Source organism: Peptostreptococcus sp., assembly GCF_036639115.1.
Classification (GTDB): domain Bacteria; phylum Bacillota; class Clostridia; order Peptostreptococcales; family Peptostreptococcaceae; genus Peptostreptococcus.
Genome location: NZ_JAVWJH010000001.1, coordinates 1 through 20,332, shown reverse-complemented (window position 1 = coordinate 20,332; position 20,332 = coordinate 1). Strand labels below are relative to the sequence as shown.

Below are 20,332 nucleotides of genomic sequence, written 5' to 3'. Positions count from 1 at the left end.
TTACTTGATATTTTATTTGATTTATATGTTTAATTTCAATAATACCAATAAAGAAGGCCCGTAAAAACGGGCCATCTATGATATCTATAATGACCTGTGTATATCAACTCTTCCAACAGATACATTATATAATAAATTTAATTTTATGTCTATTTTTCTATCCTTACAACTGGCTTTATAAGATCTCTTGGCTTGTCTTTCATAAGAATCAATGCCTCTTCTACATGGTCAAAGCCCTCATATCTATGAGTTATAAGCTTAGATAAATCAAGCTTACCTACAGATACTAACTTGGCCAATTTTTCCATTCTAAGTCTTCCACCTGGCATCAAACCACCTCTTATATCCTTATGTCCCATACCTACGCCCCACTCAACTCTAGGTATCTTAACATAATCCCCTGAACCAAGATAGTTTACATTACCAATCTTTCCACCTGGTTTTAGGCATTCCACAGCTTCTGCAAATGTATCCACAGTACCACCAGCTATTATGACTCTATCAACACCCTTACCGTCTGTCATGTCCAATACCTGCTTGGCTATAGGGCCATCTTTGTAGCTAATAAAGTCTGTAGCTCCATAAAACTTTGCAGCATCTATACATACCTGTCTAGTTCCAACAGCTATAATTCTTGATGCACCTCTTAAGTTTGCACCAGCAACTGCCATCAGCCCAACTGGTCCGATACCTATTACTAGCACTTCATCACCAAACTGAACATCGGCAAGTTCAACTCCATGGAAACCTGTAGGAACCATATCTGATAGCATACAAGCTTCTTCTGGCTCTATATTCTTTGGTAAAAGAGCTAGGTTACCATCAGCATCATTTACATGAAATATTTCTCCAAAAACTCCATCCTTAAAGTTTGAGAATTTCCATCCTGCTAGCATTCCACCAGAGTGCATACTATAGCCTGCTTGGGCTTCTAAAGAGTTCCAATCAGGTGTTATCGCTGGCACCAATACTCTATCACCCACCTTGAAATCCTTTACTAATTCGCCTACTTCCACAATTTCACCACAGCATTCGTGTCCTAGGATCATATCATTTCTATCACCTACAGCGCCTTCCCATACAGTATGTACATCAGATGTACATGGAGCCAAAGCAATTGGTTTAACTAAAGCATCCATTGGACCACACTTTGGACTTTCTTTTTCAATCCAGCCCACCTTACCGATTTCTAGCATTGCAAAACCCTTCATATCAAAATCCCTCCATTGTAAAATATTCATAATATCCTATAAAACAACGCAAAATGCATTGTCTAACTATTTCGAATTATAATCAAAACGTTTTCATCAGCGGTATATTTGTTATACAAGCATTTTAGAAATATAGTTTATAAACTTGTAAGAACTTATTTTTAAATAATACTCAAAGGTAAAAATACACTTTACCCTTGCTTTATGAGTTTTTAGCCATTATTTTTTGCCAGCTTTTTAACATATTAACTATATATTTTTATGTTTTTTGACATAAAAAAGCACCATTGCGTTAAAATATTATTTTAATATAATTATACCCAATATAAATTAAGACAAACAATTTTTTATTTTTTTGTTAAAAAATTATAAATTTTGTGTTATAATATGCTTTATGTAAGGAAATAGTTTTCTTACAATATCATAATTTTTTCACAATTTCATAAGGAGGGATTTATAATGGAAAAGAAAAAGAATAAGTATTTAACTTCCATAAGTATCGGAGTTGCAACTGTTTGGTTCTCAACTCACTGTGGAGCAGGATTTGCTTCTGGTACTCAGGAACTTCAATACTTCGCCAATCATGGATGGTTTGGTGTTTTTATGCCAATCCTAACATTCATTATCATAGCACTTACTTACTATGTAGGTCTTGAAACAGCTAGACAGACTGGTAAATGGAGTTATGATGCTTGGTCTAAAGAGGCTTTTGGAAAATTTTCTAAATTCTTTACACCAGCGATGGATATAAGTATCGTTATTACTACAATAGCTGCCACAGCTGCTACAATTGCAACAGGCGGTCTACTAGCCAATCAATACCTAGGATTACCAGTGCTTGTGGGATCTGTAGCTATGGTTGTAATAGTTACTTTGATATGTATTTTTGGAGAGAAAATAGTTAGAAAAAACGCGATGATAATGACAGCAGCAATCTTAATTATAGTATCTATAGTATTAATCGCAGGACTAATCAAATTCTCACCACAAATTGTAAAGCTAATGTCTGAAGGTTATGTGAATCCACATTCTTCTAAATGGAGCGTATCAGGAAGTACTGAAACAGTTCCTGGTAATATAGGAAATGCTCTTTTGTGGGCACTTACTTATGCAGGTTTCCAGATTAGTGCAATCGGTGGTATAACATCTTCATTCAAGGGTGGTAAGTATAAAGAAGAAGCCAAGGGCGCTATGATAATTGGTTGTGTTATCAATTTAGTAATGCTTGTTGGAATTTGTTTATTGATATTCTCAGGAATGCCTGATATATATTTAAATGAAGCTTCTAGAAAGCTTCCTACAATATTTATAGTAAACCAACTAAATATACCAATTCTTGAAATACTTTATCCAATACTATTATTCTTAGCTCTTATTACTACAGCTGTAGGATTTATATTTGGTATGGTTGAAAGAGTCGAACCACATGTACTTCATAAGATGGACAATGTCATCTTAAAGAAGGCTATCATAAGTGTTGTTGCACTACTTGCTTGCTATGCAGTATCAACTCTAGGACTTATGTGGGTGGTAAATGTAGCCTACAAGTACCTTGGAATATTTAACTGGGTATTCATAATCCTTCCACTTTGGTTTATAGGATACAAAAATATTAAAAGAAGAGATCAAGAAAAACTTGCTCAATAAAAAAAAGGAGACTTTCGTCTCCTTTTTTATTTTAAAGATAACTCTTTAACTTGTCTACCATATTTAATTCTTCCCAAGGTAGTTCTATATCTGTTCTACCAAAATGACCATACGCAGCTGTTTGCTTGTATATAGGTCTTCTTAGATTAAGATTTCTTATTATAGCACCTGGTCTTAAGTCAAAGTTTTCCCTTACTATTTCAACTAGTCTTTCATTTGATAGTTTTCCTGTTCCAAAAGTATCTACAAATATAGATAGTGGTCTAGCAACACCTATTGCATATGAAAGTTCTATTTCACACTTGTCTGCAAGCCCTGCAGCAACAATGTTCTTTGCAACGTGTCTTGCAGCATAACAAGCTGATCTATCAACCTTTGTTGGATCCTTTCCTGAGAAAGCTCCTCCACCATGTCTTGAGTATCCGCCATATGTATCTATTATTATCTTTCTTCCAGTAAGACCTGTATCACCGTGTGGTCCCCCAACTACAAATCTTCCTGTTGGATTTACATAGTATAAAGTTTCATCATCTATTAGTTCTGCTGGAATAGTTGCCTTTATTACCTTTTCTATTATATCTTTTCTAATCTGTTCAGTCTCTGTTTCAGAATCATGCTGAGCAGAAATTAAGACAGTATGAACTCTTATAGGCTTGTCATCTTCATACTCTACAGTTACCTGAGTTTTTCCATCAGGTCTAAGGTATTTTAACTCACCTGATTTTCTAATCTCAGTAAGCTTTCTAGAAAGCTTATGAGCTAAAGATATTGGAAGTGGCATTAGTTCTGGAGTTTCATTGCATGCAAAACCAAACATGATTCCTTGGTCACCAGCTCCTACCTTTTCTATTTCATCTTCTACGCTTTCTCCTGATTTTGATTCCAACCCTTCATCAACACCGATAGCTATATCATTTGACTGTTCATCTATAGCAGTCATAACGCCACAGTTTGCTGCATCAAAACCAAATTTACCTCTCACATATCCTATTTCTTCTACTGTTTCTCTTACTATTTTAGGAATATCAACATATGCATTTGTTGATATTTCTCCTGCTACCAATATTATCCCTGTAGTAGCAGTTGTCTCACAAGCTACTCTAGAGTTTGGATCCTTCTCAAGCAATGCATCAAGTATAGCATCTGATACTTGATCACAAAGTTTGTCAGGATGTCCCTCTGTCACTGACTCTGATGTAAATAAATGTCTAGCCATTTTAATCTCCCTTTCCAAAATATTATATCTTATCTCCAAAAAATATAAGCCCCTTCAAATTGAAGAGGCTAATTAATTCACATAAAAATGTAAGCTAACCTCATCTCTCAAGAAATATTCTTGTAGGAATTAGCACCGTCATCTACACGGTTGCCGGGCTTCACAGGGCCTGTCCCTCTGCCACTCTTGATAAGGTAAATCAAGATTTATTAATTTTTCATAAAACCATAGTAACACTATTGAATATAATTGTCAATATTATTTTTTCTAACTATTTTCAATAATACACATATCCCAATATAGTTGGTTTTCTAACTTTAGCTTAAGCTAATAAAAGAAATAAGAGTTATAATTACTAAGTAAACATACAATTTAATATGCTTATTTCTTTTAATAATCACTTTTAAATACTATATAAAAACAGCTTAATAATCAATTCGTAAAATAATTTACTGTTGATTAAAAATATTTTATTTTAATTATATAGATACTTATATTGTTCCAGCTACTTGAAGTATTTCAACTGAACCCAGTGCTATACCTGTACCTATTGCCACACAACTGATTGGATCTTCTGCCATAACCACTCTTAGTCCTGTCATTTCAGCAATTTTTTTGTCCATACCATATAAAAGCGATCCGCCACCAGTTAGAATAACACCTGTTGCTGCTATATCTGATGCCAACTCTGGAGGAGTATCCTGAAGTACTTTTATTACAAGATTTATAACTTGAACTACACTTTCACTCATAGCATCCATTATTTCAAAAGAACTTACGGTAATTGACTTTGGAAGTCCTGTAGTCAAATCTCTACCTGTTATTTTGATAAATCTTTCTTCTTGTCTTCTATATGCAGAACCTATATCTTTTTTAATTTTTTCTGATGTTCTTTCACCTATAATAACATTATAATTTCTTTTTATATATCTGATTATATCATTGTTGAATCTACTTCCTCCGACTTTAATTGAGTCACTTACTACAGTTCCACCTAGAGATATAACTGCTACGTCTGTAGTTCCATCTCCAACGTCTACTACCAAGTGTCCACCTGGTCTTGTGATATCAATTCCAGCACCTATTGCAGCTGCCACAGGTTCTTCTATCAATAATACTTCTCTAGCCCCTGCTTGCTTAGTTGCATCTTCTACAGCCTTTTTTTCTATATCCGTGATATTTGATGGCACTGATACCATAATTCTAGGCATTACAATTTTACCCATGCCCTTTTTTTCGCCCAACATATCTATAAATCCACGAAGCATTCTTTCAGCATTATCATAATCAGAAATCACACCATTCATCATAGGTTTTATAGTTTCTATTTCTTTAGGTGTTCTACCTATCATTTTGTATGCTTCATTACCTACTGCTATAACTTCATTTATTCTATTATCAACAGCTACCACTGAAGGTTCGCTAAGTACTACTCCTTTATCGTCTACTACTATCAAGACATTAGCGGTACCCAAATCTATTCCAATATCCATTCCAGCCATTATAAAACCTCCATCAATTAATCCGTATAATTACTCAAGCTATGTTCTACCCTCAATCAAACAAATCTATGTCCATGTATCTCAAAAATACACAGACATAGATACATAGCCTAATATTAATATCCAAATCTTACAAGTAAGCGATTAGTCTTCCACTATATCTACTTCTCCGCCCAAAGCTCTGAACTTCTTATCTATATCAACATAACCTCTTTGAATATGGTATATTTCATTGATATTAGTAGTTCCCTCAGCTATTAGACCACATAAAATTAGTGCTGCACCAGCTCTTAAGTCAGTAGCAGTAACATCCGCTCCTACAAGTGAATCCACACCGTTTACAACAGCGCTTCTTCCATCTATCTTTATGTTTGCACCCATTCTGTTAAATTCTGTTACGTGCATAAATCTATTTTCAAATACTGTTTCTATTACTACACCCGTACCATCAGCTACAGTTAGCATTGCCATAAATTGCGCCTGAACATCTGTAGGAAATCCTGGATGTGGTAAAGTTTTTACATCTATCGGTTTTATTTTTTCTGGACCTACAACTCTAATTGAGTTTTCTTCATCACTTTCATATATAGTTGCACCAGCTTCTGTAAGCTTTGCTATTACAGGTTTTAGATGGTCCAATATAACATTGTTAAGAGTTACATCTCCCTTTGTCATAGCTGCTGCTACCATATAAGTAGAAGCTTCTATTCTATCTGGAATTACTGTATGAGTAGCTCCATGAAGTTTTTTAACACCCTTAATCTTAATAGTATTTGTTCCTGCTCCTCTAACTGATCCACCCATTTCATTTAAGAAGTTGGCTAAATCTACTATTTCTGGCTCTTCAGCAGCATTTTCTATAGTTGTTACACCGTTTGCAAGTACTGCAGCCATCATGATATTTTGAGTCGCACCTACAGAAGGGAAATCTAAATACAACTTGTCACCTAATAATTTATCTGTCTTAGCTTCTACAAATCCATGATCTATATTTACCTTTGCTCCCAAAGCCTTAAATCCTTTTAAGTGTAAGTCTATAGGTCTAGTACCTATTGCACATCCTCCTGGCATCGATATCTTAGTATGATTAAATCTAGCTAGAAGAGGTCCCATCACTAAGAAAGATGCTCTCATTTTTTTAACTAAATCATATGGTGCCTCATATGTACTAATTCCTGTTGAATCTACTGTAAGTATATTATCCTTGTAATCAACCTTAGCTCCTAAATGTCTCAAAAGATCTGAAATTACATGTACATCTCTCAAATTAGGAACACTCTTTAATACACATATATCATCTGCCAATAAAGTTGCTGCTATTATTGGTAGTACTGCATTTTTTGCTCCATCTATATTTATCGTACCCTCTAAAGGTCCACTTTTTCTTACTCTTATTCTTGGCATAATTATTCTCCCTTTTCATTCAAAACAATTTACATTTCACTCATATAAAACTACTCACATGATAGTCCTCAAGAACTATCCAAAATTTATCCGCATTTATAACTCTTACATACAAATAAATTATTTCATTATGTAAAAATCATAAATGAGTACAAATATCCACCAAATTTCAATATATTCAAAAATTATTTTTGGAGGATTTATCTACTATCATAAATAAATAATATAACTTTTATAACTTGCATTATTTTATTTATTTTTAAAGTAGGATAATTTCTATAAATAGCCTATAATCCCATTTCTTATGCTAAAAATATAAAAAAGTACAAACTCCTACTATACTTTTATATACTTATTTGAGCAATATGTCAACATATATCTCAAAAAAATAAGAAAAGATTTTTAAAGCAGCTTACGTACACTAAATAAAAGGCGGAGATGATCACACCCCCACCTAATTTTACTAAACAATACATCTTCTAGGGGAATTTTTAATTAATTCTTATAGATTTATATTTAATCTTCCCTGACACTCATTTTATAGCTATCTAAGGGCTATAAAATTATTCAACAGTAACAGACTTTGCTAGGTTTCTTGGCTTATCTACATCTAAACCTTTTAGTGAAGATACATGATATGCCAAAAGCTGCATTGGCACTACAGCCAATATTGATACCAACAGGTCTGATGCATTAGGTATATATATTACTCTATCTGCAACATTTTCTACTGCTTTATTGTGTTCCTTGGCAATTGCAATTACATTTGCACCTCTTGCCTTTACTTCCTCCATATTAGATACCATTTTTTCAAATAGTTTATCCTGTGTTGCGATTGCAATCACTGGAGTTCCTTCTTCTATTAGAGCTATTGTTCCATGCTTTAATTCCCCAGCCGCAAAAGCCTCTGCATGAATATAAGAAATTTCTTTTAATTTCAAAGAACCTTCTAGAGCTAGATAATAATCTATAGCTCTACCTAAATAGAATATATGTTGTTTTTCTTTTATTTCTTCTGCAAGTTCTCTTACTAAATCGTTGCTCTGTAAAACTTTCTCTATTTCTTCTGGAAGATCTAACATTTCTTTAATTACTTTTTTATACTCTTCTATATCTATAGTATTCATTTCTAGAGCAAAGTTAAGTGCTATCATATAAAGAGATACTACCTGAGTCGTGTATGCTTTTGTTGATGCTACTGCTATTTCAGGTCCCGCCCAAGTATAAAAGACGTCATCCGCTTCTCTGGCTATTGAAGATCCAACCACATTAGTTACTGCAAGTATCCTTGCCCCTTTTGCCTTTGAATCTCTAAGAACAGCAAGAGTATCCGCTGTTTCACCTGATTGACTGACTAGAATCACTAATGAATTTTCATCTACAAAATTCTCATTATATCTAAATTCGGAAGCAATATCCGCCACTACTGGTACTTTCATAAATTTCTCAATTGCTACTTTACCAAGCATTCCAGCGTGATAAGCAGTACCACAAGCTACTATGTATATTCTATTTATCTTGCTTAGTTCTTCCTTAGTTATTTTTATACTATCTAATACAATTTTACCACTTTCATCAAGTCTTCTTTCTACAGTATCCTTAATCCCCTGTGGTTGTTCATGTATTTCTTTATTCATAAAGCAGTCATATCCACCTTTTGATGCAGCTTCTATATCCCATGTTACATGGAATAATTCTTTTTCGACTACTTCTCTATTTTCATTATATATTGTTATTTTATTTCCTTTTATATGTACTGTTTCACCATTTTCCAAGAAATAAACTTCTCTTGTGTATTTCAAAAGAGCTGGTATATCTGAGGCTATAAAAAATTCATCATCTCCCACTCCAACAACTAGTGGAGAATCCTTTCTTACGGCTACCAATTCATCTGCATGGTCCTGAGATACTACTCCTATAGCATAGGCACCCCTTAGACGATTAGTCGCTTCAAAAACGGCATCAAGAAGGTTTCCATTATAATACTTTGATATCAAATGAGGTATTACCTCTGTATCAGTCTTTGAAAGAAATTTTATACCTTCATTAGAAAGCTCTTCTCTTATGTCAGAATAATTTTCTATTATACCATTATGAACGACAGCAATAGATTTATCTGAATTAAAATGAGGGTGAGAATTTTCATCCGATGGTTCACCATGTGTTGCCCATCTAGTATGACCGATTCCTAAATGTCCCTCTATTGGATTTTTTTCCAAATCCTCAGCTAATACGGCAAGTCTTCCCTTAAATTTTCTTATTTCAAGACTATCTCCAGTGTTTATTGCTATACCAGCAGAGTCATATCCTCTGTATTCCAACTTACTTAGACCATCGATTATTACATCGCTAGCCTCTCTCTTTCCTAAATAACCAACTATACCACACATATAGCTACCTCCTAAAATATTAAATTTTAAGAAATGGTCACCTGTTAGGTCTCTTTTGTCGATGGAATTTCTCCCAAGTTTTGTTGAGACTATACGGAAACAGGCATCCCGCGAAGCACCCGCCGAATACTCGATAAACTTCGTCCTCGTCAACTTTTCACATAAACTCTATTAACTCATTAATTCGCAAAAAGTTCTGGCGCTAGAGGTCTTTCCTCTTTTAAATTACTCTTGACCAATTTCTATCTTACTGGACCCAGACACACAACTTAGATCTCGACACAGACAAATGCCAATCATACTCAAAGGCAATGTTTTGTGGCAATAGACTCACATGTGATACATCTACAAATGTGTATCAAAAAATATTTTTGTCCAATAACTTATTATACCAAATAATACTACAAAAACGCAAATATTATTTTATTATTATATTTTGGAATGATTTTTCTTTCTATAACGTTTTCTATAGTTTTTAAACTAAATAATATTTTTTTTATAGTTTTTATAAAAAAAACTATATTATTTAATCACCTCAAAATATTCTATATCATTATTTTAAAGCCTTTTTTACTTTAATTTATTGTTTTTTATCTTATATCATAATAGTTATACATCTATATAGCAAAATCTTTATTTTTCATAAATTAAAAGCCCCAGACAAAAGATGTCAAGGGCCTTTGATCTCAAATAATATTCCCTAACAACCTATCTTTTCCCTAATAACATCTGCAAGTCCATTTGCCAAAGATAATATATGTTCTTCATCCTTACCTTCAAGCATTACTCTTACTAGCGGTTCAGTTCCAGATGGTCTTATAAGAACTCTTCCCATTCCATCCATCGCTTCTTCTATAGCTCTTATTTCAGATGCTATTTCTTCAATTTCCATATATGAATTTTTCATTTCATTTTTTACTTTTACATTTACAAGAACCTGTGGATACTGATCCATCACAGCAGATACTTCTGATAAAGTCTTTTTCTCTTCCTCTAATATACCCGCAAGCACTAGTGAAGACATAGTTCCATCACCTGTTGTGTTGAAATCTAAAAATACTAGATGACCTGACTGTTCTCCACCTAGACAATATCCTTCTTTTAGCATTTCTTCTAGAACGTATCTGTCTCCAACTTTAGTTGTTGATAGATTTATTCCATTTTCTTTTGCTGCTATAATCAGACCTAAGTTACTCATAACTGTAACTACCAAAGTTTCTTTCTTCAATAGTCCTTTTTTCTTCATATTTATGGCACTTAGAACCATTATCTTATCACCATCTACTAAGTTTCCTTTTTCATCTACTGCTATCAATCTATCTGCATCGCCATCATATGCAAGCCCAATATCTGCACCAACTTCAACCACCTTTTTTTGTAATCCTTCTGGATGTGTTGAACCACAGTTATCATTTATATTATTTCCATTTGGTTCACAATTTATTTTGATTACTTCTGCTCCCAACTCTTCAAATACAGTTGGCGCCACTTTATAGGCTGCACCATTTGCACAATCTAGCACTACCTTCAGACCTTCAAAGTTACTATCTATATGAGATTTCAAATAATCCACATAATCTCTTGAGGCATTATGATTAAATATCTTCTTTCCAACATCTACGCCTGTTGGATTTTTTTCTATTAAACTTATATCATCAATGTATTTTTCAATCTCTTGTTCTATACAATCTGCTAGTTTAAAGCCTTCGCAGTTAAAGAATTTTATACCATTATACTCAACTGGATTATGTGAAGCCGAAATAACTACTCCACAATCTGCTTCATATTTTCTAGTAAGATAAGCTACTGCTGGTGTTGGTATTATTCCCACAGTTATTACATCACATCCAACAGACATTAGACCTGATATCAGTGCTGACTCCAACATATCACCAGATACTCTTGTATCTCTTCCCACTACTACCTTTATATGTTTATCTTTACCTTTAGTCAGTACGTATCCACCTGCACGACCTAGCTTATAGGCCAATTCGCAATCAAGTTCAGTATTTGCTACCCCTCTAACTCCATCAGTACCAAAGTATTTTCTCATTTATATATTCTCCTTAATTTCTATCATCATGTTTTCTTTCAAATATACAGCTTTTTCATCAAGAAAAAGATATATATTATATATAATATTTTTCTTGCTCTTTTTAACCATTAAATTAGCTATTATAATATGCATAACTATTTACATTTTATCACAAAACCTTTATTTTAACCTAATTTTTTGCATATCGGTTCTTTATTGTAAGAATTGAATCTTTCAATAATATATTTTTTCTAATTATAAGTGTTATACTATTTTTTTATATTTATCTTTTAGCTTATTTTTACTAGTAATTATCGTTTTTAAAATATAAATAACATACTTTTCCCATATATATCTCACCATTTATTTAACTTTATCGTTTTATTGTATACTACTTTTAATATTTTTTTATTTTTATCTTTTATTTTAAATTATTATACATTTTAAATTTTTCTCATTCAAAACGTATAGATCTTTTAGCTGATAAGAAATATCATAAATTTTATCCGTATAAATACTTTAATAAATCTTCTTATACTTATAAAAGTTCAAGAAAAAGTATTAAAATATTTATTCTGACTTTGTAAATAGTTCACTCTTATAAAAGCTACTTTTACTTACTTTTTTTTACTTTAGTCTATTTTAAATTTTATAATATCAATTTTATAATATCTTTTATATAAAAAATAAAAAGGGTGTGGAAAAAACCACACCCTTAGATATTCTAAATTAATTCTGCTGAGATCTAACAGCTTCGTATCCCATTTCAAGAGCTTGTCTATTAACAGGTATAAACTTTTCTTTTCTAGCACCAAATACTTTCTTAAATGCTTCAAGAACTGAGTCTATAGTAACACTGTTATCAACTGCTAGGAATGCACCAAGCATTACCATATTGGCAAACTTAGGTCCACCTAGTTCATTTGACATACCTACAGCATCTATGTAGTAAGACTTAACATCGTCTCTTTCTACCTTTTCATGAATTAATGAACTGTTAATCAAGATTACTCCATCCCTTACTACATCATCTTCAAACTTCTGTAGTGAAGGCGAGTTCATTATAACAGCAGCTGTAGCATCATCAGTGATGATTGGAGATCCTACTGGTTCATCTGAAATTGTAACAGCACAGTTAGCTGTACCACCACGCATTTCAGGTCCGTAAGAAGGTAACCAAGAAACTTCCTTGTTTTCAAGCATTCCGGCATAAGTCATTAACTGACCCATAGACATTACGCCCTGTCCACCGAATCCTGCACAAATAACTCTAGATGTACTCATTTACTTCTCCTCCTTTTTAGCAGCTTCTAAATCTATATCCTTAAAATTCTGAACTGGATAATATGGCACCATATTATCTCTTAACCACTGTAGTGCATCTACAGGAGTTAATCCCCAGTTAGTTGGGCAAGTAGATAATACTTCTACTAGTGAAAATCCTAAACCAGCCTGCTGAACTTCAAATGCCTTCTTTATAGCCTTCTTAGCCTTTCTAACTTCACCTGGAGTGTCTACTCTTACTCTTTCGATATAAGTAGCACCAGTTAAAGTAGATAACATTTCAGCTATTCTAATTGGGTAACCATGAAGTTCTGGATTTCTACCATCCTGACAAGTAGTAGCCTTTTCACCTATTAAAGTTGTAGGAGCCATCTGTCCACCAGTCATACCATAAGTAGTATTATTTACAAATATAACAGTGATATTTTCACCTCTATTAGCTGCATGAACTATTTCTGCAGTACCAATTGATGCAAGGTCACCGTCACCTTGATAAGTAAACACTGTGTGATTTGGTAGTGATCTCTTGATACCTGTTGCAACTGCTGGTGCTCTACCATGAGCTGCTTCATGCATATCACAATTGTAGTAGTTGTATGCTAAAACTGAACATCCAACTGGAGCTACACCTACTGCATCCCCTAGCACATCTAATTCATCTAATGTTTCAGCTACTAGTCTATGAATTATACCATGAGTACATCCTGGACAGTAATGTGTCTGCGCATCTGTTAAACCTTTTGTCTTTTCGAAAATTACAGCCATTACTTAACACCTCCCATAATTTCTCTTGCTTTTTCTTTAATTACCTTTGGTTCTGGAACCATACCACCTGGTCTACCATAGAAGTGAACTGGGCATCTTCCTGCAGTACCAATCTTAACGTCATCTGTCATCTGTCCCATACTCATTTCTACAACCAACAAGTTCTTACAGTTAGGAATCTTATCAAATGCTTCAAATGGGAAAGGCCATACAGTCTTAGGTCTTATCATACCTACCTTGTAACCTTCTTCACGTAAATCATTGATACAGTTCTTAACAACTCTAGACATTGTTCCGTATGCAACAAATACTAATTCAGCATCTTCTGTTCTATCCATTTCATACTGAAGTTCTTTTTCTTCTATAAGATCATATTTTCTCTGTAAATGATAGTTATGTTCTTCTAATATTTCTGGAGAAAGGTATAAAGAGTTGATAATATTTGGTTTTCTCTTCTCTTTTGTTCCTGTTGTTGCCCAATCTTTTTCAGGCAATTCTCTCTTTGGTCTTTCCTTTTCAAAATCAACTGGTTCCATCATCTGACCGATCATACCGTCTAAAAGAACCATTACTGGTGTTCTATATATATCAGCAACATCAAATGCGTCTATTATCATATCACAAGCTTCCTGAACACTTGCTGGAGCGTATACTGGAGTTCTATAGTCACCATTACCGCCACCTCTTGTAACCATAAAGTAGTCAGACTGTGAAGGCTGTATTGAACCTAGTCCTGGACCACCTCTTACAACGTCTAATATAACACATGGTACTTCCGCACCTGCGCAATAAGTTATTCCTTCTTGCTTTAATGCTATACCTGGTGAAGATGATGAAGTAAGTACTCTAGCACCACTTCCTCCTGCACCGTAAACCATATTTATAGCAGCAACTTCAGATTCTGCTTGAACAAAAGTTCCGCCTATTGCTGGTAACTCTCTTGATAAGTATTCAGGCAACTCACTCTGTGGAGTTATTGGGTATCCGAAGAAATGTCTACAGCCTGCAACTATTGCGGCCTTACCAAATGCTTCGTTACCTTTCATTAGTATCTTAGCCATTAAAAATCCCTCCTAATTATTAATCTCTTTCTACTGTAATTACTGCATCTGGACACATCATTGAACAACTTGCACATCCTATGCATTCTTCCATTTTAACTACATGAGCAGGGTTGTAACCCTTAGAATTGACCTTAGACATATCTAGTTCTATTATCTTTTTAGGACATACTGATATGCAAAGACCGCAACCTTTACAGTACTTCTGATCAAAAGACACTCTACCTTTAGCCATTTGTATTGCCTCCTTAATTAAAATTTATCTTATTAATATATAAAAACACACTACATCATCCAGTCATCTCTTAGGTAAAGGTGAATTGGAATGACCTCTCCCTCAAAGTCTGACGGAATATCTTTGACTATCTCTTCAAGGCAAGAAATAAATTTGATTGGAATATTTCTAATCTTTGAAACTTCCCTACATACTTCTTGACCTTTTTTGACATCTTCTATTGTAGTTGCCTTGAGCATGTGAGTATTATTTATAAGGCCTGTGACCTTCAATTTAGATGCTTTTTCTATCTCATCTATGTACTCCATTATCTCTTGAGCATTTTGTGTTTTTTCCCTGTTTGCATTCACGACAAATAAAAAATCGTAGTCGTCATCATCTATCATATTTCTGTATCTAGCTATTACCTTAGCGCCTGCCTTATCTCCACCTAAATCTACTATATTATTGTAGTCTTTGTTGAGTAAAGGAGTATGAATTTCAGCAGAAAGTGCTGGTACATCTAACGTTGGGGCATCTACAGAGCTAGATATTACATGAATACCCTTTTCTTCTAGAAACTTAGTTCTCTCTCTTGTTCTGAAGTAAACATTTACAACATCCAAGTCAGAAAGTGCCAATTTTCCTTCTATTTCACCTCTTAGCTTCAAAGCATAGTTAACTGAAAACTCACTTTTACCACTACCGTAATGTCCCGTAATTATTCTTATTCTCTTTGTATTATCCATCAATACTTTCTCCTTATCCAAAATCTCAATCTCCTAATTTTGGCAAATTATAAATTGTAATGATTATTGCTCATCATAATTTTGAGCAATTTCTTCCCCTCTCATGACTCTTAAGCCACCAAGTGCAAGTGCAATCATTTCATCTTCACCAGGATAAACCTTTACATTTGCTATGAAGTTTACTCTTTCAGCTATCAAGTCTGTGAACTTCTTAGAATATGCTATTCCTCCTGTAAGAAGTATTGCATCTACCTTACCTGCCAATACTGTTGCTCCTGCACCAATATCTTTGGCAATTTGATATGCCATAGCCTTGTAAACAGTGATTGCTTTTTCATCACCCTTTTCAACCATAGCTTCAACATCTCTTACATCATTTGTATCAAGGTATGAAACTAGTCCACCCTTTCCAGTAATTTTCTTTTTCATATCGTATATAGTGTACTTACCACTGTAGCACATATCAACTAAGCTTCCAACAGGAATGCTTCCACTTCTCTCTGGAGAGAATGGTCCTTCACCATCTAAAGCGTTTGCCACATCTATTACACATCCGTGTTCATGAGCACCAATAGATACTCCACCACCCATATGAGCTACTATCAAGTTTAAATCACTGTATTTCTTTCCTATTTCATCAGCGTATCTTCTAGCTATTGCCTTTTGATTTAACGCATGGAATATACTTCTTCTTTCTATATCTGCAAGTCCAGACACTCTTGCTATAGGCATCATTTCATCAACCACTACAGGGTCAACTATGAAAGCAGGAATATTTAGCTCTTTTGAAAATTCATTTGCTATTATTCCACCTAAATTTGAAGCATGCTGTCCTGACACTCCTACTCTTAGATCTTCCAACATAGATTCAGTAACGCTATACGTACCACCCTTTATTGGTTTTAGTAAACCACCTCTACCAACTATGCAATCTAGACTATTTAGGTCTATATTCGCCAAAGTAAGTTCGCTTTCTATTACATCTTTTCTAAAATTAAATTGATCAGAAATATTTTTAAACTGTCCAATCTCATCAGATGAATGTCTTAAAGTCTTTTCAAATACTTCCTGATCATTGTCAAATACTGCTATTTTAGTAGATGTCGATCCAGGATTAATTGTAAGAATTTTGTAGATATCCTTCATTTTTACCTCCTAAGTAATAAAACTGTCTTTTTATGCTTGGAACTTTAAGCCCAGTATTATATATTGTATAGCTGACACATTCAAAGTGGAATCTGATATTTTATAATAAAACTAATCTAGAATCACACATCAAGTCAATGAACTTTGAATTTTAAAAGTAATACATCAAAAGTCCATACTAATCAACAAAAACCAAGCCTATTATATTCGCATTAAGATATAACGTTTTCATAAAATCCAAAATAAGTTGTCATTAAAATACAAATCAACTTATCAATTATCAAATAGATAACAAAAGCAATAATAGAAAACACTTATCAAATAAAAGTATTTTTATCTTATTCTAATTTTTAGAATTTTTGAGATTATTTAAAACGTTTTCAAGATTGTTAAAAATAATCGTATAAGAAAAAAGCTTAGTGATATTACTAAATTTTCTATATATTCTCTTGAATTTATAAGTTTTTTTAGCTATTTATGGTGTTATATTCTCTCTTTATAATTCTATTTTATATCTAAAATATAGAAGTTGCAATAAAAATATTAAATTAACAAAGAAATTGCATTTAATTTTGTATAATTAAATCTACTTTTCATTTAATTTATTCGCTTTATTGCTCTATTCTTGCTAGATATAATTGCTACTTTTTTAATTTCCATATCAATTTCAACAATTTTTTTAAACTTTGCTTTTTTTAGGCAATTAGTGGATTTTTGTCTAAATAGAAATCATTAATAAAAACCCTTATCTCTACAAAAGGCTTAATATAATTTATAATTTTCGAGAAAGTCCCGATTATAAACTTTTCAAAAATAATATTTTCCATACTTTTATTTTTTATTACACTTTATATAAAAGAAGCTTTTTAATTTTTTTATTTGTTTTTTCTCACACACTCTGATCTTTCAAAGTCGAATATTTATCATTCTTATAGCTAAGATTTTATATAATATAGCTGAAACATCCTATAAATATATTCACCTTTGATTATACATCACACTTAAATAATTTCATTGTATAAAATGCATTATTTAGCAATCCTCTCATTTCAAAAATAAGCCAAAATATTTTTTTCTTATGAATATATATCAAAAATTCAAACTCTATCTATCTATTATCCCTATATTAATATAGTTATTCGTTTTGTAGATATTATTTCATATATTCATTTATATATTAGTTAATATACCTATTTTATATGCATATTTATACACTTGTTTTTTATGCTTATTTATATACTTATCCATATAATGATTCACATACTTATTTCACATACTCATTTCTATATACATCCATATAATGATCCATATATTAATTCATGGATTAGTTAATATACTTATTTATATACTTACTTCACATACTCATTTCTATATCCATCCATATAATGATCCATATATTAATTCATGGATTAGTTAATATACTTGTTTAGTATATTAACTAATACGCTAATAAAAAAAGAGTTGTTCAATTGAACAACTCTGCTTTATTATTTCTTAGATATTGACAGCTCCGAAATATCTCCCTTTATTTTCACATTTTCAGGAATAGATATCTTTACCTTTTTATTTTCTAGATTTTCTAAGTCTTTGTCCTCTAGTTTCACTGTTTCCAAAGACTCAATAGACTTTACTACATCGTCTTTACCTTGTATAGTCAATTTATCAGGTGATAGCTGAAGACTTTCTTTATCATACTCTTCACCTACATAATTTATTCTTACAGGAACTGACTTTTCTACAGTAAAAGCAACATCAACTGTTACTAGCTTTTCACTCAATTCGACATCGATTGGCTTATCATTTTTATCAAATGCTGATAGCCTCAACTCTACGCTTTCATATGGTTTATCTGTTTTTTCATCAAATTTCAGAACTGCTCCAACATAATCGACCTTGGCAAGTAATGTTCTTGGTCCACTTACTTCCACTTCAGAAAACTCAGGCGTCACTTCTTCGACATTCGGCTTTATAGCATCTGGTACTTCTATTTTTACTTTTACTTTTTTAGTAACCTTTTTTTCCAAATTCACAACAAAAGTATTATCTTTTAACTCCCTTGATACTCTATTGGAAATATTTGTTTTTAAATTTACTATGTTCTGTCCTTCTACCGGGTTAATTAACTCGCCATATATATGGACATTATTTTTATTTAACTTCTGTATTTCAGATAACTTCCCCTGAACTGTAATATCCGTTTGAAATTCTTCTTTAGGATAAATTACAAAATCATCATTTCTAACTTCGCTGGCGTTTGTAATAGTGATAGGTATATTTTCTATAACCTTTTTTTCATCAGGATCAACTATAGCTATAACGTATAGCCATAGCGCCAAAGCAGTAACTAGAGAAATGATTTTTATTCTAATATTATTCTTTCTCATACTATTCTTCATCGCTACTTTTCAACGCTCCTAATCTTCATTTTTTTTGAAAAAATCACTGAAGAATCCATATTCATTTTCCGATTTTTTCTTATAAAAGTTTTTCAAAATATTAAATAATCTCTCTCTTGAAACATTTCTATAAATTTTTCCTAGTCTTGCAATGGATACACCACCCGTTTCTTCAGACACTATCAGTGTAAGACAATCTGATATTTCACTTACACCAATACCTGCTCTATGCCTTGTTCCAAGCTCTTTACTCAAATCTTTTCTCTGAGTTAAAGGAAGAAAACAAGCTGCAGATTTAATTTTATCATCCCTTATAATGACTGCACCATCATGAAGCGGTGTATTTGGGACGAATATATTACAAAGTAACTGCATCGTAATGTCCCCATCTATTCTAGTACCTGTCTCTAAAATCTCATTTAATTTGGTTTCGCCTTCTAAAATTATCAGCGCACCTACTTTCCTACTTGATAAGTCATATATTGCATCCAACATTTCATTTATTATTTTAACTGTGTTATCTTCTTCTCCTACTTTTGATTGAGAGCCTAACTTCTTGATGCTGGTATTTCTTCCGATGTGCTCAAGTCCTGCTCTAAGCTCTGGTTGGAAAATTATAAACGGCAAAATAAATCCGATTTCTAGGATTTTAACCAAAATCCAATATAAAGTGTGTAATTTAAAAACACCACTTAATTGAGTTGCCACTAAAAGTATAATAACACCTTTAAATAGCTGTTCTGCTCTGGTATCCTTTATAAAAATTAATATCTTATAAAAGATGTATGCAACAATTAGTATGTCTATGACGTCATTAACACTTATTTTAGAAATGATTTGAAAAAACTTATTCAAAACTAAACTAACTGACCACATTTATTTTCCCCCTGGCTGTATATTTATTTTTCAATATATGTAAATTACCAGACTCACTCTAATAATTCTTAAAATCAACTTTTTAATTTTTACTAGTATCAATTTTTATTATTCTTATTAAGATTACATCAATTCATATTATTCTATAATGGAGAAATCTAATTTTTAATACTTTTTCATATCTCCCCACTACATCCTATATTCTGCATAGTATGCTAGATATCCTTTATATATACTTCTTTATTAATACTTTTTCATATTTATTCACTTCTAGCAATAAATTTTACATGAATCTCTATATTCTCTAACTATTAAATTCTTACTTCAAATACATAATTTGTCTTAAATTCATTACAGAGTCGCTCTTTATATTTTACAAATTGCTTCTCTATTATTGCTTCTCTATTATTGCTTCTCTATTATTGCTTCTCTATTA

At 32.5% G+C, this 20,332-nt stretch carries 15 protein-coding genes and 1 riboswitch; of the genes, 1 reads left to right on the top strand and 14 read right to left on the bottom strand.

Annotation, left to right across the window (positions count from 1 at the left end):
- Positions 1–149 precede the first annotated feature (149 nt).
- A complete protein-coding gene (locus RR561_RS00075) occupies positions 150–1,211 on the bottom strand; it encodes an NAD(P)-dependent alcohol dehydrogenase (RefSeq protein WP_332505335.1) in 1,062 nt (353 codons plus the stop codon).
- 459 nt (positions 1,212–1,670) lie between these two features.
- On the opposite strand from RR561_RS00075, the gene RR561_RS00070 reads away from it, so the two are divergent.
- Positions 1,671–2,858 carry a YkvI family membrane protein gene (locus RR561_RS00070; protein WP_332505333.1) on the top strand — a complete coding sequence of 396 codons (1,188 nt, stop codon included), beginning with the start codon at positions 1,671–1,673 and terminating at the stop codon, positions 2,856–2,858.
- Between the two features lie 31 nt (positions 2,859–2,889).
- Here RR561_RS00070 and metK read toward each other — a convergent pair whose 3' ends face one another.
- The 13 genes from metK to cdaA all read right to left on the bottom strand — a co-directional run bounded on the left by metK (position 2,890) and on the right by cdaA (position 19,896).
- Positions 2,890–4,074, bottom strand: a complete 1,185-nt coding sequence (gene metK, locus RR561_RS00065; RefSeq protein ID WP_332505331.1) for a methionine adenosyltransferase — start codon at positions 4,072–4,074, stop codon at positions 2,890–2,892.
- 97 nt (positions 4,075–4,171) lie between these two features.
- A riboswitch (SAM riboswitch) is annotated at positions 4,172–4,270 on the bottom strand.
- A 295-nt stretch (positions 4,271–4,565) separates the two neighbouring features.
- Positions 4,566–5,576 (bottom strand): rod shape-determining protein, encoded by a 1,011-nt coding sequence (locus tag RR561_RS00060; RefSeq protein WP_332505329.1) that lies wholly within the window; start codon positions 5,574–5,576, stop codon positions 4,566–4,568.
- Positions 5,577–5,720: 144 nt separating this feature from the next.
- Positions 5,721–6,980 carry a UDP-N-acetylglucosamine 1-carboxyvinyltransferase gene (gene murA, locus RR561_RS00055; protein WP_332505327.1) on the bottom strand — a complete coding sequence of 420 codons (1,260 nt, stop codon included), beginning with the start codon at positions 6,978–6,980 and terminating at the stop codon, positions 5,721–5,723.
- Between the two features lie 563 nt (positions 6,981–7,543).
- Positions 7,544–9,370 (bottom strand): glutamine--fructose-6-phosphate transaminase (isomerizing), encoded by a 1,827-nt coding sequence (gene glmS, locus RR561_RS00050; RefSeq protein ID WP_332505325.1) that lies wholly within the window; start codon positions 9,368–9,370, stop codon positions 7,544–7,546.
- A gap of 700 nt (positions 9,371–10,070) precedes the next feature.
- Positions 10,071–11,423, bottom strand: coding sequence for a phosphoglucosamine mutase (gene glmM / locus RR561_RS00045; RefSeq protein ID WP_332505324.1), 1,353 nt, complete (start codon positions 11,421–11,423; stop codon positions 10,071–10,073).
- A 711-nt stretch (positions 11,424–12,134) separates the two neighbouring features.
- Positions 12,135–12,689, bottom strand: coding sequence for a 2-oxoacid:acceptor oxidoreductase family protein (locus RR561_RS00040; RefSeq protein ID WP_332505323.1), 555 nt, complete (start codon positions 12,687–12,689; stop codon positions 12,135–12,137).
- Entirely contained in the window at positions 12,690–13,454 is a 765-nt protein-coding gene (locus RR561_RS00035; RefSeq protein WP_332505321.1) for a thiamine pyrophosphate-dependent enzyme, read from the bottom strand. It lies immediately after the preceding gene.
- A complete protein-coding gene (locus tag RR561_RS00030; protein WP_332505319.1) occupies positions 13,454–14,515 on the bottom strand; it encodes a 3-methyl-2-oxobutanoate dehydrogenase subunit VorB in 1,062 nt (353 codons plus the stop codon). Before RR561_RS00030 ends, RR561_RS00035 begins: the two co-directional genes overlap by 1 nt.
- 19 nt (positions 14,516–14,534) lie before the next feature.
- Positions 14,535–14,750, bottom strand: a complete 216-nt coding sequence (locus RR561_RS00025) for a 4Fe-4S dicluster domain-containing protein (RefSeq protein WP_106775832.1) — start codon at positions 14,748–14,750, stop codon at positions 14,535–14,537.
- Between the two features lie 50 nt (positions 14,751–14,800).
- Complete coding sequence (locus tag RR561_RS00020) at positions 14,801–15,478, bottom strand: ATP-binding protein (protein WP_334309575.1); 678 nt, start codon at positions 15,476–15,478, stop codon at positions 14,801–14,803.
- A gap of 63 nt (positions 15,479–15,541) precedes the next feature.
- On the bottom strand, positions 15,542–16,624 hold the full coding sequence (buk, locus tag RR561_RS00015) for a butyrate kinase (RefSeq protein WP_332505313.1): 1,083 nt from the start codon (positions 16,622–16,624) through the stop codon (positions 15,542–15,544).
- A 1,487-nt stretch (positions 16,625–18,111) separates the two neighbouring features.
- Positions 18,112–19,020: a CdaR family protein gene (locus RR561_RS00010; protein ID WP_332505311.1), complete on the bottom strand. Its 909-nt coding sequence runs from the start codon at positions 19,018–19,020 to the stop codon at positions 18,112–18,114.
- A gap of 18 nt (positions 19,021–19,038) precedes the next feature.
- Positions 19,039–19,896, bottom strand: a complete 858-nt coding sequence (cdaA, locus tag RR561_RS00005) for a diadenylate cyclase CdaA (protein ID WP_332505309.1) — start codon at positions 19,894–19,896, stop codon at positions 19,039–19,041.
- Between the last annotated feature and the right edge of the window lie 436 nt (positions 19,897–20,332).